This is a genomic window from Nostoc sp. UIC 10630 (assembly GCF_010747425.1).
Lineage (GTDB): Bacteria > Cyanobacteriota > Cyanobacteriia > Cyanobacteriales > Nostocaceae > Nostoc.
Window position 1 is genome coordinate 1 of record NZ_JAAGOG010000181.1, and the last position, 16,051, is coordinate 16,051.

The 16,051-nt window shown below is 41.9% G+C and carries 17 protein-coding genes; 9 read left to right on the forward strand and 8 right to left on the reverse strand.

Features of this window, described 5'->3' with window-relative positions; all coding sequences use genetic code 11:
* Positions 1 to 460: 460 nt before the first annotated feature.
* Both G1O98_RS29710 and G1O98_RS29715 read left to right on the forward strand, forming a co-directional pair.
* A complete protein-coding gene (locus tag G1O98_RS29710; protein WP_163935775.1) occupies positions 461 to 1,090 on the forward strand; it encodes a Crp/Fnr family transcriptional regulator in 630 nt (209 codons plus the stop codon).
* 132 nt (positions 1,091 to 1,222) lie between these two features.
* The gene (locus G1O98_RS29715; RefSeq protein WP_163935777.1) at positions 1,223 to 2,896 is read left to right on the forward strand and encodes an iron uptake porin; all 1,674 of its coding nucleotides are present in this window, start codon (positions 1,223 to 1,225) and stop codon (positions 2,894 to 2,896) included.
* 82 nt (positions 2,897 to 2,978) lie between these two features.
* Here G1O98_RS29715 and G1O98_RS29720 read toward each other — a convergent pair whose 3' ends face one another.
* On the reverse strand, positions 2,979 to 3,239 hold the full coding sequence (locus G1O98_RS29720) for a hypothetical protein (RefSeq protein WP_163935779.1): 261 nt from the start codon (positions 3,237 to 3,239) through the stop codon (positions 2,979 to 2,981).
* A 267-nt stretch (positions 3,240 to 3,506) separates the two neighbouring features.
* Between G1O98_RS29720 and G1O98_RS29725 the strand changes: the two genes are divergently transcribed.
* Entirely contained in the window at positions 3,507 to 4,112 is a 606-nt protein-coding gene (locus G1O98_RS29725; RefSeq protein ID WP_163935781.1) for a DUF3318 domain-containing protein, read from the forward strand.
* A 523-nt stretch (positions 4,113 to 4,635) separates the two neighbouring features.
* Complete coding sequence (locus G1O98_RS40275; RefSeq protein ID WP_012410565.1) at positions 4,636 to 4,827, forward strand: hypothetical protein; 192 nt, start codon at positions 4,636 to 4,638, stop codon at positions 4,825 to 4,827.
* Between the two features lie 210 nt (positions 4,828 to 5,037).
* On the opposite strand, the gene G1O98_RS29730 is transcribed toward G1O98_RS40275, so the two are convergent.
* Together G1O98_RS29730 and crtH are read right to left on the reverse strand one after the other, a co-directional pair.
* On the reverse strand, positions 5,038 to 5,442 hold the full coding sequence (locus G1O98_RS29730; RefSeq protein WP_163935783.1) for a hypothetical protein: 405 nt from the start codon (positions 5,440 to 5,442) through the stop codon (positions 5,038 to 5,040).
* A 421-nt stretch (positions 5,443 to 5,863) separates the two neighbouring features.
* The gene (gene crtH, locus G1O98_RS29735; protein ID WP_163935785.1) at positions 5,864 to 7,354 is read right to left on the reverse strand and encodes a carotenoid isomerase; all 1,491 of its coding nucleotides are present in this window, start codon (positions 7,352 to 7,354) and stop codon (positions 5,864 to 5,866) included.
* A 399-nt stretch (positions 7,355 to 7,753) separates the two neighbouring features.
* Between crtH and upp the strand changes: the two genes are divergently transcribed.
* The 3 genes from upp to G1O98_RS29750 all read left to right on the forward strand — a co-directional run bounded on the left by upp (position 7,754) and on the right by G1O98_RS29750 (position 9,242).
* Positions 7,754 to 8,404 (forward strand): uracil phosphoribosyltransferase, encoded by a 651-nt coding sequence (gene upp, locus G1O98_RS29740; RefSeq protein ID WP_041566344.1) that lies wholly within the window; start codon positions 7,754 to 7,756, stop codon positions 8,402 to 8,404.
* Between the two features lie 77 nt (positions 8,405 to 8,481).
* Entirely contained in the window at positions 8,482 to 8,835 is a 354-nt protein-coding gene (locus G1O98_RS29745; RefSeq protein ID WP_163935787.1) for a hypothetical protein, read from the forward strand.
* Positions 8,836 to 8,963: 128 nt separating this feature from the next.
* The gene (locus G1O98_RS29750; protein ID WP_012410570.1) at positions 8,964 to 9,242 is read left to right on the forward strand and encodes a YggT family protein; all 279 of its coding nucleotides are present in this window, start codon (positions 8,964 to 8,966) and stop codon (positions 9,240 to 9,242) included.
* A gap of 235 nt (positions 9,243 to 9,477) precedes the next feature.
* Here G1O98_RS29750 and G1O98_RS29755 read toward each other — a convergent pair whose 3' ends face one another.
* The gene (locus G1O98_RS29755) at positions 9,478 to 9,909 is read right to left on the reverse strand and encodes a biotin carboxylase (RefSeq protein ID WP_163935789.1); all 432 of its coding nucleotides are present in this window, start codon (positions 9,907 to 9,909) and stop codon (positions 9,478 to 9,480) included.
* Positions 9,910 to 10,126: 217 nt separating this feature from the next.
* Between G1O98_RS29755 and G1O98_RS29760 the strand changes: the two genes are divergently transcribed.
* Positions 10,127 to 10,738, forward strand: a complete 612-nt coding sequence (locus tag G1O98_RS29760; RefSeq protein WP_163935791.1) for a hypothetical protein — start codon at positions 10,127 to 10,129, stop codon at positions 10,736 to 10,738.
* A gap of 258 nt (positions 10,739 to 10,996) precedes the next feature.
* Here G1O98_RS29760 and G1O98_RS29765 read toward each other — a convergent pair whose 3' ends face one another.
* From G1O98_RS29765 to G1O98_RS29775, 3 genes are all read right to left on the reverse strand, one after another.
* Positions 10,997 to 12,199 (reverse strand): alpha/beta hydrolase, encoded by a 1,203-nt coding sequence (locus G1O98_RS29765; protein ID WP_163935794.1) that lies wholly within the window; start codon positions 12,197 to 12,199, stop codon positions 10,997 to 10,999.
* 452 nt (positions 12,200 to 12,651) lie between these two features.
* Positions 12,652 to 13,536 (reverse strand): shikimate dehydrogenase, encoded by an 885-nt coding sequence (locus tag G1O98_RS29770; RefSeq protein WP_163935796.1) that lies wholly within the window; start codon positions 13,534 to 13,536, stop codon positions 12,652 to 12,654.
* Positions 13,537 to 13,626: 90 nt separating this feature from the next.
* Positions 13,627 to 13,779, reverse strand: a complete 153-nt coding sequence (locus tag G1O98_RS29775) for a lmo0937 family membrane protein (RefSeq protein ID WP_163935799.1) — start codon at positions 13,777 to 13,779, stop codon at positions 13,627 to 13,629.
* 324 nt (positions 13,780 to 14,103) lie between these two features.
* On the opposite strand from G1O98_RS29775, the gene G1O98_RS29780 reads away from it, so the two are divergent.
* Positions 14,104 to 15,030 (forward strand): alpha/beta fold hydrolase, encoded by a 927-nt coding sequence (locus tag G1O98_RS29780; RefSeq protein WP_163935802.1) that lies wholly within the window; start codon positions 14,104 to 14,106, stop codon positions 15,028 to 15,030.
* A 143-nt stretch (positions 15,031 to 15,173) separates the two neighbouring features.
* Here G1O98_RS29780 and G1O98_RS29785 read toward each other — a convergent pair whose 3' ends face one another.
* Positions 15,174 to 15,824: a sigma-70 family RNA polymerase sigma factor gene (locus tag G1O98_RS29785; protein WP_163935805.1), complete on the reverse strand. Its 651-nt coding sequence runs from the start codon at positions 15,822 to 15,824 to the stop codon at positions 15,174 to 15,176.
* Between the last annotated feature and the right edge of the window lie 227 nt (positions 15,825 to 16,051).

The window sequence follows — 16,051 nt, forward strand, 5'->3', positions numbered from 1 at the left end:
CATGGTTCACTCTTAGACCGATATTTACCTCAGTATTATCTCGTAGTCTTTTTCAAAAATCAAATATGATTCCTATACACAAGTCTTAATGACTTAGCTTAATGCGGTTTCGCTCGTTCCCATACGGAGTATAGGAGCGAGAGAAACCCAATTTTTTCGGTTGAAAACTTGCTCAATAAAAATAATTTAACTAAATATTTTACTAAAAGCTTACCTATTCTTAAACTTGCACAACTAAAGTAACAGATAAACAACTGAAAAAAATTTAAGTATCTATCTAACTCATAGATACTTAAAACAAGAAGTTGTTTCAATGAAAAGATTTTGAGTTAGTCTCTAGCTCTCATGGCTAAAAATACACATAATTAGATACACAGGTGGATTTTGTTTTATACAAATTATTAGAGTTTCTTATCATTTTAAATATCGAGATTCCCTGATAATTATGTAGTTACTGTTAATGATATATTCTACAACTCCTACTTCAAACTCTTCTGCCGTGTCAAATAGCTCTGCTTTCGGCGGACAATTACCCCAGCAGATATTTACCCGTAGGGAAGTAATTCCACTTCAAAATGATGTACTTTGGCGTATTGAATACGGTGCCGTTCGTACTTTAACGTGGAGTGAAGATGGAACATTCATCACTCTCGGTTATTGGGGATTAGGGGATCTGATTGGCTATCCTTTATCTAGGGTCAAGCCCTACCAAATTGAATGTCTCACAGGCGTGGAAGTAAGCATTGTACCTCCTCATTTATGGCATCAAGATATTAATGCTTTGTTGTCCCATATTCAACAGGCAGAGGATCTACTAAGTATTGTGCATCGAAAACCAATTTCGCTACGCTTATGGCAATTTTTGGTGTGGTTAAGTGAAAAATTTGGACGTGATATAGATAAGGGAAAACTAATTGATTTAAATGTTACCCATCAAGATATTGCTGAAGTATTAAATACCACGCGAGTAACAGTTACTCGCCTCTTACAACAATTGGAAGAAGAAGGAACAGTTCTACGTCACAAACGCCGCATTATTTTGCGTTTACCAAATAAACTAATTAAAAATTATGGTTCAGCAGTATGTTAGCTGAATTGCTTGTAAAATTCACAGATTGTAATGTATAATCGTGTCTGTGATTGTGTGTGGAATTCCCGAACGTAAAGTGCTATAAGCATTTTACAGTGGTCTGGTTATTTAGGTGTGAGTGAGAGTATAAACATGACGAAGCGATTCTGGAATCTTTTTAAAGTTAGTCCAGTTATTGTAGCTGCGACATTTTTTGTTGCTAATAGCGCTCTAGCTGCTGAAGTCAACGAACAAGTAACAAATGCTGCCCAGTTATCTGAAGCTCAAGACTCTAATGAGATGAGTCAGGTAACATCAGTTTCGCAATTTTCAGATGTGCAACCCACAGATTGGGCATTCCAAGCTTTACAATCTCTAGTTGAGCGCTACGGCTGTATTGCAGGTTATCCTAACAGTACCTATCGTGGGAACCGTGCTTTGACCCGTTATGAATTTGCCGCAGGTTTGAATGCCTGTTTAGATCGGGTTAACGAACTGATTGCTACGGCTACTGCTGATTTAGTCAGCAAACAAGATTTAGCTACTTTACAGCGTTTACAAGAAGAATATTCTGCTGAATTAGCAACTCTGCGCGGTCGTGTGGATGGATTAGAAGCCCGCACTTCTGAACTTGAAGCTAATCAGTTCTCCACTACCACCAAGTTGGTTGGGGAAGCAATTTTCAACGTGTCTGATGTTTTTGGTGGAAATAGGGCTGATACAGATGCCGACCCTAACAATAATCCAGACTTAAACAGCAACACTGTTTTCTCTGATCGGGTGCGTTTGAACTTGTACAGCAGTTTCACTGGTAAAGACCAGTTGCAAATCCGTTTAAATGCGGGCAATATCGTTTCCAACGTTGGTAGTGTTGTTGGTGGTGTGGCAAGCGGTAGTGGTACCAACATGACCCGATTGGGTTATGATGGAGATAGCAACAACTCTGTTGTGATCGATAAAATTAACTATGCTTTCAACTTCACTGACGCAGTGCGTGTCAAGATTGACGCTAGTGGCGGTGAGTTGTATGAAAACGTAAACACCTTTAACCCTGACTTTGCAAGTTCTGGTAGAGGTGCGCTATCTCGATATGGACGTTTCAGCCCCATCTACCGTCAAGGTCAAAATGGTGCTGGCTTGACTGTTACTTTCAATCCTAACGAAGCTATCAGCTTGACTGGTGCTTATTTAGCACCTTCAACTGGTAATGGTGTCTTTGGTGCTAATAATCCCGGACTTAGTAACGGTCTGTTTGATGGCGATAACACTATCTTTGGTCAATTAACTTTCAAACCCACCAAAGCCTTCAATATTGGTTTGACCTATGCCCGTAGTTACTTCGCTGGCAATGCTGCCAACAGCCTTTTCCAAGGTACAGGTAGCACCTTTGCCAATAACCCCTTTGGAACTGGTGCTCGTACTGAATCTAACAACTATGGTGTAGAAGCGACATTCCAACTTGGCTCTAAGTTGGCTATTAGTGGTTGGGGAGGTTATACAACTGCTGATGCTAGGAGTGGTGTTAACGTTGGTAGAGATGCAGACCTTTGGTACTGGGCTGGATCGCTTGCTTTAAAAGACTTAGGTGGAGAAGGCAACGTTTTAGGTGTTATCTTTGGTCAACCACCCAAAGTTACTGGTGGCAGCATCAAAACAGTTAATAACTTGGACACCGATACCTCTTATCACTTAGAGGGTCTTTACAAGTTCAAGGTTTCTGATAATATCCAGGTCACGCCTGGCTTGTTGGTAATCTTCAATCCTGAACACAACGACGCTAACGATACCATCTATGTAGGTACTCTGCGTACTACCTTCACCTTCTAAAATTGGTGATGGCAAATAAAGCTCAGAATTAGATAAACAAAAGCCCGCCTTGAGGTGGGCTTTTGCTCAGGGAAAAAATTAGCTATGTAGCATTATAATCTGGCTGATTGGATATATCTTTAGGGGGGCGATCATTACTCCAAGCCCACCACACAGTAGTACAGTGGCAATAATAGAACTCTTGCCATTTGCGACGACGGTCTTCTGTAAGTACAGGCGAACGCCGATTTAGCCAAACTTTTTCAGCTTCTCGGCTAGTTGAGTGGCAATTAGGACAGCAAAATTCATAAGCGTGTATTGCCTGATTCGTCCATTCAGGTGGGAGGGTAGCAAAAGCGTCCATATCGTTCAGTAATATCAATGGTTATCCAAAACTTTCAGGTTTTGAATTTGGGGGCAAACGGATACTATAAAATCCCGCCACACTATCAAACTGCTTTATCAATATTCTTATGGCTTTGTCTAAACTATTTACAAATCGCCATTTAGAGAGATTTTTACTAATAGAATAACTATTTAGAAAGATTGCGAGAGCATCTCACAAATCAAAGGTTAACACAAATGGTAACTAAAATAATTACTATGCACATTATGGCTAATAATTAAATTTATGGAGCCAAATGTTGAAATTCGCCGTTTATTAGATGTAATGCCTGCTTCTGGCCGGATGACGACAAAAATTGTTAGTAAGCCGGAACAGGCAAAAGTGATTGATGCGTCCTTTCCCCAACCCTGGTATCAGACGCGACCAATATATATTAATTTCGATTTATGGCGTTGCCTAGCAAAGGCGCAACGAGATTTGCTGCTGTTGCAGATGGTTAGCTGGTTGACGGGGGTGAAGTGGTTTAAACCCGACATTTATCAAGGTGTCGTGCTAGTGGGGATGATAGGCGGCTTATTAGAAGCATCACAGTCAGATGTGGTGGGTGTAGCCATAGCCGGGGGATTAAGTGCGATCGCTGCTTTTCGGATCTGGCGCACTAATAAATCTCAAGAGTCAGAGTTAAATGCCGATGCAGCAGCAATTCGCATCGCACAACGGCGCGGTTATTCAGAAGCTGAAGCAGCGCAGCACCTATTGTTGGCAATTGAAGCGGTAGCAAAAATTGAAGGGCGTTCTGGTTTAAATTTTACTGAGTTGATTCGTTGCCAAAATCTCAGAGCGATCGCAGGCTTATCACCAGTGGGTATACCAGAAAGTTATGATAAGTAGAAGAAATGTCTCTGTTGCCCATTTGTAGCAATGTATGGGTTTATGGCAGCGATCGCTCCCACAACATCTAAAATTAGATGAGGTTTTTGTGTTCTCTAAGCTTAATTTTTAGCATCATAATTTATACTTTTTTATCACTACAGCAACCTTTTAGCCACAAATACGACTTTGTGCATTTAGCTCACAGATTCTAACGGAATGCAATACATGAGCCTCTAGCTAGCTGCAAAGCATGGGGCTATTCTACACTGGAATCAGAGAATGTGTGTTTAACTGACTTAGATGTAAAAAACTGGGGAGTTTTGTCATACCTTCTCGGCGTTGCTTATGAAGTGCTTACCTAGTAGTCTGCCAACCCAAAAATGCTGAGTGAGGGATGGGGAAAGGGCAAAGGGGAAAGGGTAAGGGATTTAAACCCTTTTCCCCTTCCCCCTTCCCTTTACCCCGCCAAGTTCACTTGGCGAACTACTAGTGTGGTAAAACTTAACTTAAATTCTGTCAGTTACTAACGGAGTTGATAGGAATGGGTACTTTAATTGTTATTGGCTTGATAGGGGTTTACGGAGGTGGCGTTTGGAAGTTTTGGAATGGATTTGGACGGACTAATTTTAATCCAACTTTGACCAATCGCATTGGTTTATCCTTGCTATGGCCAGCTTTGTTTATTACGAATCAATCCTATCGTCGAAACTTTAGAAAAGCGTTGAAGGGCTAGAGTTTAGTATTAAGCCTAACGTCATCTAAATGTGACGGTGGCGTATATCCCAATATCAATCTAACCCACCAACCCCCTTTCTCTAGTAGGGAAAGGGGGTTGTCTTTGATCATCCTCAAAGGAGAGGAATTAGGGGAGGAATAAATTCGTAGTGTTTACAAGTGGAACCTGTTAACAATTGGAAAGTATTTTCGCTGATGAATTTACAAATTATTTGCCATTGGTCAGTAGATGGATTGCTGCACCTACAGCTGCACCGTCAACAGCATTCCCAAGGGTATCTCTGCTATCGCCAGTAACTACGCCGGTCACTGCGCTAGCACCTGCACCGACTCCAACATCTTGACCAATGTTCCGGTGATGGCGATTGCGAGTGTTTCTCAGACCATTTGCACCATTGACAGCTGCACCAGTGACACCACCTTTGACAGCATTGCCTAATACACTACCATTTCCCCTAACGGCTCCGGTGACGACATTGGTAACAGCCCCAATACCTGCATCTCGTAGTACTTGATCGTCAGCAGCAGCCGGTTTAGCGGGAACCAAAGTTACACCAGCTAAACTTGCAGCCATGAGGCTGGGTATAAGTGTGCGTTTTAGGATTTTATTCATTGTGTTACCTTCTCAAAACATCAAACAATTGGCTAAAAACCAAAGTTACTATAGTCAGATAAAATTTGATTTTTTATCTTAACAACAAAGCAACTATTTATTGTTCGAGAACATATACATAGTCGCATTGATAAAGTCATAACAGCATCTACTGAAAGCATGAATATATATTAAGCCCTGAGAAGGCCTTGCTAATTTATTTGCTGATACTAGAGATTACACATTGACAAAATAAATCAAAAATGCGCCTTAGATTTTTCGTATATAAAGTTTTATTTTTCATTACTAGCAAGCGATTTTTGACGAGCAACCGTATAGGGTTTACCCTATCTATCTAAAGGTAAGTACCAAAATAATTAAACTAACTCATCTGGGTTAATATTTAATTTTCTCAGATTAGCAGCCAAGCGCTGCGATCGCATTAAAATCCTAAATCTACAGCAATCCGGTGGGCGCAAGCAAACCCAGAAAAAGCTACTGCATTCAATCCCTGACCAGGAAAGGTACTATCCCCGACACAATAAAGTCCTGGAATGGCTGTGCGATTAAAGGGCATCTTCAATAACCCCCGCAGCTTACGCCTGGGAATTGGCCCATAAGTGCCATCCTGACGACCCAAAAAGCGGCGATGGGTGCGGGGTGTACCTACCTCTAGATAATCCAATCCAGCATCTAAGCCAGGAAAAATCTTCTCTAGGCGGTCAATAATTCGCCCAGCCGCCTCTTCTTTCTTCGCCTCGTACTCGCTTGGAGAAAGTTCTTGCCAATCATCAATCCAGTGAGGCGTGAAGGCATGAATGATGTGATATCCACTTGGTGCTAAATCTGAATCAAGCAATGTGGGAATCGAAACAAAAATTGTCCCTTCCACCGCTGTCATATTTTCCCAACCTTCCAGCAAAATATGGTGGCACTCTGTCCCCACTGGTAAAACTGACTCTTTTACCCCTATATGTAAACTCAAGAAGCTGGGAGATTTTTGATAATTCTGTTGCCATTTTTTCTCATTAAGTGGCATTTCTTCTGCTGGTAGTAGTTGCTCAAACGTATCCCAGCGTGTGGCGTTAGAAACTATGCGTTTACCCCGATATACTTTACCATTCGCTAGTTGCACACCTACCGCTTTTCCCTTTTCTGTGAGGATTTTCGTGACTCTAGCTTTGTACTGAATCTTACCCCCAGCTTTCTCTAGACCTTCCACCAGTTTTTGGGCAATTTGTCCTACTCCGCCTTTGGGATAGTTAACTCCGCCATAATGCCTGTCAGAAAAGACCATCCCAGCATTAATCATTGGTGTCATGTCTGACGGAACCACCGACCAGCAATAACATTCCATATCGATAAATTTTAATAGTTTAGGATCTTTGATGTAGCGTCTGGCAAAATCCCCAGCATTTTGGGGCAGATACTTAACTAAACCGAGACACGCCAAGGGATGCTGGAAAAATACCCGCAGTAAATACCGAGGTTCTTCCAAGGACAGTAAATCCATGCTGTTGAGACACTTGAATACTTTTTGGCATTCGTCATAAAAGCGACGAATCCCTTTTTCTTCATGGGGAAAATGAGCAATAAGATTTTGCAAAAATTTTTCATAAACCCGGTCAACCTTCAGGTCTAAACCTTGGGGTAGATGATAGTGAATCTGTACCGGATCTGCGATCGCATCTTGGCTAACATTCACAGCTGCCAAAGCGCGGGTAAGTAAGTTTGTAGTGCCGTTTTGTCCCAGCCCAAAAATCATCGATGCACCAACATCAAATCGATAGCCTTGGCGTTCAAAATAACCAGCGCTACCACCTGGAATCAAATAACGTTCCAGCACCAGCACTTTCGCCCCCTTAGCTGCTAGTTGGGTCGCTGTTACTAATCCGCCAATACCAGACCCAATCACGATTGCGTCATTAGTCATTAGTCATTTGTCCTTTGTCCTTTGTACTGAGCGTATCGCTAAAGCGAAAGCTCCGCTAACGCGTAGCGTCTGTCTGCGACACGCTGCGCGAACGTAGAGAAGTATTTGTCCTTTGTCTAGAGTCAATCAATATTTAATTTAACTAATGACAAATGACCAATGACCAATCAAAAAAAAGAGGGATGAGCCTGCTACTGCTGGCCAATCCCGTCTGCCGATCCTTAAAAGAGAGGAGAACACTGGATAATAATATAGCTTTGATTGAGAATAGATGTCAACTACTAATGAAATAATTTCTCAATAAATTGGAGAGTATTAATTTTAGCTGTCAGCCGGATGCAGGAAAGAGTATTATGGTGTTTCAGTTCTTGTACAATAAAAAGTCGCCTATTTCTGGCTATGACGCTACAATTGCGCGTTTATGTTCCACCCCATCCCCTGATCAAACACTGGCTGGCAGTCGCCCGTGATGCAGGCACGCCTTCAGTATTATTTCGCAGCGCCATGACTGAGTTGGGAAGATGGCTGACTTATGAAGCTGCGCGAGACTGGTTGCCGACGCAAGAAACAGCAGTACAGACTCCTTTGGATACCTGTCCAGCAACTGTGATCGATCCGCAAATACCAGTAGCAGTAGTACCGATTCTGCGGGCTGGACTAGGATTGCTTGAAGGAGCGCAGACTTTATTACCTTTAGCATCGGTTTATCATCTTGGCTTGGCGCGAGATGAAGAAACACTCCAACCTCATTGTTATCTAAACAAGTTGCCAGAAAAATTTGACCCCCAAACACGAGTGTTAATTACCGATCCCATGTTGGCAACAGGAGGGTCGATCATGGCTACAATGGCAGAATTAACACAACGGGGTGCCGATCCTTCCCTGACCAGGATTGTTTGCGTAGTGGCGGCTCCACCAGCTTTGCAAAAACTGAGTGAAGCTTATCCAGGTTTAATCGTTTACACCGCTACTATTGACGAAAAACTCAACAGTAAGGGGTTTATTGTACCGGGATTAGGAGATGCAGGCGATCGCACATTTGGGACTTAAGCTAGTATGCAGCTAGGGCAGATAAAGATAGCATAACTACTGTAAAAGTTGCAAGGTTTGTTGAAGGCGGTAAAGATATGAGTCAACGAGATGGTTTTGGCAGTGGTTTTTTAGCAGGGGCCTTTGTCGGTGGCGTATTTGGCGGTGTTATCGGCGCACTGATAGCTTCTCGACGCAATCCAGAATTGCTAGCAGACGACGAGGTAGAACTGACGGATAGCCAAGTCGAAGCGAAAAAAATAGCAGCAAAGCGCCGTCAGATGAAAGCCTCAGAGAGTGAGAGCATCGGCATAGAAACAGCTAGGCGATCGCTAGAAGATAAAATTGCCCAGCTAAATGCCACAATTGATGATGTGCGAAAGCAGCTAGGAAATGTAAATGGCGATTCACCCCAAGCCAGCAAGGATCGCACCCTCACTAAAGACTCCTGAAATTAGTTCAGGCGTGGTGAAAATGTCTTGTGTGGCCAGTGGTAAATCTGCAAACTCCATGACATAGACTAAATTAAAATTAGAAAGACAAGACCGCGTTTGACACTTAGTAGGAAACCAAGCCATCTATGAGTTTACTGATTACCACACTAGTTACCTTTGTCACCTTTTATAGCTATTTACTAATTATCCGGGTTTTGCTGACCTGGTTCCCGACAATCAACTGGTATAACCAGCCATTTGCCGCTTTAGCCCAGATCAGCGATCCTTATTTGAATCTATTCCGCTCAATTATTCCCCCATTGGGCGGTATGGATTTTTCTCCGATCTTAGCTTTCTTAGCACTCAACTTAGCTGGCGATCTTCTGAGAACCTTAGCTCGTTTGCCATTCGCGCAAGGATTTTGATTGCTACCCCAATAAAAACTTTTGTAGAGACGCAAATTAAAATTTGCGTCTCTACAATTTTTATTGCGTCTAAAATACTGACTGGAAAACCTCTTCTTGTGCGGAATAACGCACGACTCCTAAATCTCAAATCTAAAATTGGTAAGCTAAAAATCTTTTAATTTGTATCCGCCAAAAATAAATTTTTTGTGGGGTGGGCATTAGTTATGCAAATTAAATGCGCGACAGCTTGCTTTTACCTACGCACTTGACCACTAAATCCAGCAGCCTTAAACTGCTTCAGCTTCAACGGAGTCGGTTGATTTGCTGGTACAGTAATTCTCAGTTGAAAATCGCTAATCCCTGGCGGCACTTCAGTAATAGAACCTAATCGAGTGCGGTTTTGCATCACTGAGTCATTGTTGGCATCATAGATGCGTCCAAAAATATCTGCGTCGTAGACTGTTTTATTAGTGCCATTTTCTGCTTTGCCAATGACAATAAAACAATTGGCAGCCGCGCTACCACTACTTATAACAGCCCCTTGTGCCAGTTCTGGTGGACAATCTTTATAAGAAACATCAAATAATTTAATCTGTGTCAAAGCTATAGCAGGGGGAGTAATCACCCACGATAGCAAGGCGATGATACAGGAAATAAAAACGACCGTGAGTGACCGCAACCGCATACAAGACCCCGTTACTTAATCCAAAAATATGTAACTTATAACCTCAGCTTACCTGAATTTAACTACAACAGGATTGAAGACTTTAATTTAACCTTTTGTACCCACTGTTATCAGAGGTAGGATTCTTGTGATATCCGCATAGGAGTTATCAAAACTCCCCTACACACTCTAGAAAAAGTAATAATTAGGGAAATAAACCCTCAATTGCGATTAACTTATGACTCCAGATGAGATTGAAGCATCTATGCTCGCAGCCTTTAATGATTGTGATGCAGCAAGCTGTCCTCTCACTGACACGCAGAAACAGATTTTACTGCAAGTGGTCGAGCAAATTCAGGGAAATTCTATCTCTAGGGCATCAGATATTGCTAATCCTTTAGACGAACTTACACCAGAAGAGTTAGAAGCATTTTTACAGTTTGTTAAAGATGAAGAACAGCGCAATCGCACTTGGAAAGTGCAATTACTTAATGACTGGCTGCTAGAAAATGACTCTGGAACAGTACAATTTATCCGGGAACGCTATGGTTTACAGTGGCTCAATCGTGTTGAGTCATGCCATTTTGATAAGTATTCTTATTTTGAGGATGCACTAAAGTTAAGAGTAGGCGATCGCATTGAAGTTTCCAATGCACTATGGGAATGGGTGCAAAAAGATGGGCCTTGTAAGCGCGAATGGTTTCCTTGTATGGTGATTAAGGTCGAGGAAATTAGAGAGCGCGATGATTCCTCTACTAACTGCGTCGTCCGCTTCTTCAACGGTGCTGAGTATGAAATTCAAGGAATCTACGAATGGAATCGCTATAACTGGCGTTGGCCGCAAAAATAGTAAGGTGCTGAGTACTGATTAAATTTAAATGAGCCTTTGAACTTCGTTAATGAGGCTCAGAACTCCATTCATCCACCTTTAATACTCGTTCATCCACCTTTGAACTGGATTCATCCACCTTTGATACTCGTTCATCCACCTTTGAACTGGATTAATCCACCTTTGATACTCGTTCATCCACCTCAGAACTCCGTTGATGAGTCTTTGATACTCGTGAATAAGTCTTTATGCTCTGAATGCTGCTCTATGTTAATAAAATTATTGCTTAAACAACGCCCAAGCCAAAAACCTCTCGGTATGATACAACGCTAATTGATTGCTCACACCGTTGAAAACTGCATCAAAAGCGTGTTCTGCCCAAGGAATTTGTAGAAAAACCGCAGTATTACCAGAGTTATGTAAACTTTCGTACATCTGTCTTCCAAATCGAGCTTCTACCAAATGATCACGACTGCCGTAAATTAATAAGGTTGGTGGTAAAGGGTGCGTCAAGTAATTTATCGGTGAAGCAATTTTATATTGATTAGGCAATTCTTCTAATGAACCACCCATAAATGCTTTTAAAACAGCGCGGGTGTTGATCGGATCGGGAAATGGCGGTGTTTTATATCCTCCAGGTAAGTTAACAGGGCCATAATAGTTGACTACAGCCCGAATGGGTGGTGCATCTGGTTGATAAGCCGCTAACATTGCTAGGTGCGCTCCCGCAGAACGTCCTATAAGTACCATACGTTCTGGATCGGCTTCATAAGCTGCTGCATTTTTGCGAATAAAATTTAACGCTGTACGCACGTCATCTAACTGAGTTGGAAACTGATATTTCGGTGCGTGTCGATAGTCGATGGCAAATACTGTATATCCCTGATGAGCGATATATTGATTAAACTCAGAATTGGCGTGAGGGTTGCCATATTGCCAAGCTCCACCATAAATCACTATCACTGCTGGATATTTCCCTACCTGTGGGGGTTGGTAAACTTCCATTTTTAAAGGCACTCCCGCAGGGGAAGCAAAAAGAATATCTTTTTGATAACGGATTTTACCTAATGCAATACCCCGAAAAGAATTCACTAAATCAAAGGGATTGGTTTGCATTTTAGCCCTTACTTGGACTGGAATTTGCTCTAGATAATCCGTTCCCAAACCTTGCTTCATTGCTTTATCCATCTGCATTTGAGTTAGCGGGATATTCACTAGCACCCATGCACAAATTAGCAATCCTATTGAACTGAAAATGGAAGTTAAACGCCGTATTTTATAGCGACGGATGCAGAAAAAAGAAAGCAATAAAGAGAATAAATTTAGTAAAAATAACCAAGGGCTGACTTCTGGCGCTCCCACCGCTAGGGTGAGTAAAGACATATTTGGAGCCGGAAGAAGAATCCAAGAACTGAGAAACAGACTTGTAAAACTTAGTAATAATACAAGCCATGAAAAAACTATTTGGGGCTTGGGAAACATAAATTAGAATGCGGTAATAATGACTGCAAAGCAAATAAATAGCCCCAGTGAATGGCATATCGCGGCTACACAAACATTCGCCCTTGACGTTACCGTTAGCGCAGCGTCTTTGGCATTAAAAGGCTAGCCCACGAACGTGGGTTATACAACCACTTGTTTTTTATCACCTATCTGTGTGTCTATAAACCTCATGTAAACAAGGTTTATAGACACACTTTAAGAGCTACTTACGCATTTTAAAAAGCTATCACTAAAAGCAATCTAGCTCAGAGGATGTTTTAAAAGTCCTTTCGTCGGTAGCAAAACGTTATCGATCCCCCCAACCCCCCTTTTTTAAGGGGGGCTTTAATTCCAGTTCCCCCCTTTTTAAGGGGGGTTAGGGGGGATCTAAAAGTGTCTAAAGTTACAGTGAAATACTTTTCAAACAACCTCTCAGGGGAATTATTTCTCTATCAACTTAAACCCAAATGCTTTTGCAAAGCTTGGCGCATCACTTCTACAGGTACATTTTCCTGCTGCAACCAAATTTTTAATGCTGCTACCCCTTGCTGGACTAGCATTTCTAAGCCATTGATCGCAATTGCACCTTGTTTTTCAGCTTGCTTTAGAAATTGCGTTGGTTTAGGGATATATATTAAATCGTAAGCGATCGCACCTGTTGGTAAATTCGCTATTTCTTCTCCACTCAAAGGCGACTCATCAACCTTGGGATACATCCCTATGGGGGTTGTGTTTACCAGCAGATTAGCTTGGGGAATTAGCTTTGAAAGTTCCTCCCATTGGTGAACTTGCAAATTTTCACTTATAGGTGAATTGCTCCAACTATCGCGGAATTCTTGTAATCTTTGCACATTCCGCCCAACAACATGAATTTTGGCAAAACCTAGTTGGTGACAACCTGCGACAACTGCCCTGGCTGCGCCACCATTGCCTAAAATCACCGCTACCTTCTGACTCCAATCTTGCTGATAGGTTGTCTGCAAAGGGGCGATAAATCCTTCTATATCCGTGTTTGTCCCCACCCATTGGTTATTTTGGCGACTAACTGTATTCACAGCCCCTATCATTTGAGCAAGAGGGGTAATTTCTGAGAGCAGGGGCATGATTGCCTGTTTGTGCGGGATTGTAACACTAAAGCCGACAACACCAATAGCGGCAAAGCCTGCGATCGCTACTTCTAAATTCTCTGGTGCTATGGGAAAGGGAAGATAAACATAATCTAATCCTAAATTAGCGATCGCAGCATTATGCATTGCTGGCGACAGCGAATGTTCTACCGGATGCCCAATTACCCCTAGCAGTTTAGTTTTACCTGTAATCAATTTGTCATTTGCCATTTGTCAATAAATCAGTAGTGATTTTTCCCTGCTCAATTCTTATAACGCAAGGATTCCAGTCTTTATTATCACTACACATTTACCCAATTCTTACACATCACGGGCTTTGAAAAAATTGTAAATGGCAAGTGCAATAGCTATAAGTAATACTGCATGAATTAAATTTCCAGCAATATGAAGTGCTAATCCTAATGCCCAAAAAGCAACCAGTACAACAACAATACCCCAAAGTATACCTAACATATATTTACTTTTAGTAAGGTGATTTTTATTTGTTCAAATATTTTATCGTCTAACTTGATTTTTCTCCTATTTACCTGAAGATAGATTGGGAAATTTAAATCATCTTTCTTAAGAGGTAATTTGAAAGCATTTATTATTTTTGAATAGCTAGATTTATATTCTTAGACCATATAGGAGCAGCACTTTCAAAAGTCAAAATTACAATCTCCATAAATAATATTAGAGGCTTGTATCTTTTTCTTTTCAGGTCAAGGGTCAAAAGTCAAAAGCTAACCCTCTGCTCTACACTACAATTATTAAAGCTACTTAACAATTCTTTGAATCATGCAGGCAACTACAGCCCCAATTCCTGGTAAATATTGGCAGTGGCGCGGGCACAACGTTTACTATGTGCGTGCGGGAGAGAAGCAAGCGCAACGTCCGCCGTTGCTTTTGGTACATGGATTTGGTGCTTCCACAGACCACTGGCGCAAAAATATCACCGGATTGTGTCAAGATTTTGAAGTATTTGCGATCGACCTTTTGGGATTTGGGCGATCGGCAAAACCAAAATTGCAGTACAGTGGCGACTTGTGGCGCGACCAACTCCATGATTTTATCAGTGAAGTAATTGGTCAAAAAGCAGTATTAGCGGGTAATTCCCTTGGTGGCTACGCTGGCTTGTGTGTTGCAGCACAGCGTCCTGACAGTGCTGCTGGTTTAGTTTTGCTCAATAGCGCCGGGCCTTTTAGCGAAAGGCAGCCTACATCTGAGCCTGAAGCTTTACAATCAGAAATTCAGCCTCCCAAACAATCGGCTAATTTGCAAAAACTTCTTGGTGACGGCACTAAGTGGATTTTTCAACAACCTTTAGCCCAGTTTTTGTTATTTCAGTACGTGCGACAACGTTGGGTAATTCGCCAAACTCTAGAAAAAGTTTATCTTGACAAGAGTGCCATTACAGACCAATTAATAGAAGAAATTTCTCGCCCTGCTTACGATCCTGGTGCGTTGGATGTGTTTGTTTCAGTCTTCAGCACTCCTCAAGGGGAAAAAGTTGATGTGCTACTAAAGCAATTAACTTGTCCTCTATTAATGTTGTGGGGAGAAGCTGACCCTTGGATGAATGCTAGAGAACGTTCTCAAAAATTTCGTCAATATTATCCTGAACTCAGGGAACACTTTTTAACAGCCGGTCATTGTCCCCATGATGAAGTACCGGATAGAGTAAATCAACTTTTAGGGGATTGGATTTTATCTATCAACAATTAATAATAACCTCTCACTGTCTTGAACTTTATTAAAGTCTGTCCCTCTCCGATTTGGAGAAAGATAGATTTTGGTTAGTCAAACCAGGGAGAGGTCTTTTTATCTTCGGGAAAGTTTGCAACGAACTGGCTCTCCTTCTTCCTTGTTTAAAACAATCCCTCCGATTCAGCGAATTTACGCAAACGTGGTATACACTGGCGCTGATAAAAACTGCTTAACGTCGGAATTGACAAGGTAAACTCCTCAGATAATTCTTTCCAGCTAACTTCAGGGGGCAGGCGTTTAAGAATTAACACCTGACAATTAACATCTGGTCGTCCTTTAATACAAGTACGGCGCAGTTCTCCTTCAGAATCAGTCTGAGCCCATGTTTCCAAGTCTTCCAAAATGGGAGGTGCCTGGGGGCTAGCGGGGAGATTATCTACAGGATCGATTGTTTCGCTTGTTCCACCTGATGTAGACTGACGAACCCGAAGAGGCACTGTGGTGGCTTGTTCCCGGTTCTGGTTAATGTAAAAGTCTTGTAGTCTACGTTTTAGGTAAGCATTTAGCCAGGTAATGATACTGCCATAGTTGGGGTCATAGATTTGACCAGTCAAACCATCACAAACATTGCGGCAGAAATACAACCAAGTTTGTTGTAGTGCATCTTGATAGTAGGGAGTACCTTCCCTCCAGAGTCTATTTGCTGTCAAGCGAATAATTTGCGTGAGCAGCTTCTGACGCTGAGGACTTCCAAGTGGGTGTCCACAGGCTTCGGTAACTAAGCGGCGTAGCTGTTCATCGAATTGAACCATGACAATCTTGAGGCAGAAAGCAAGAATATCTTAGTATTGCGTATAACAACGCCACAAAAAATTACCTTTCATCAAGATATTGGGTATTGGGTATTGGGCATTGGGAACAGTAAGTTTTAAGGTTCATGCTTTACATTCTGTGTTCAGAGGTCGAAGTTCCCAGTTCAGAGGTCGAAGTAATCATCTTTCCACTGAACTCCCCATTCCCCATTCCCCATTCCCCATTC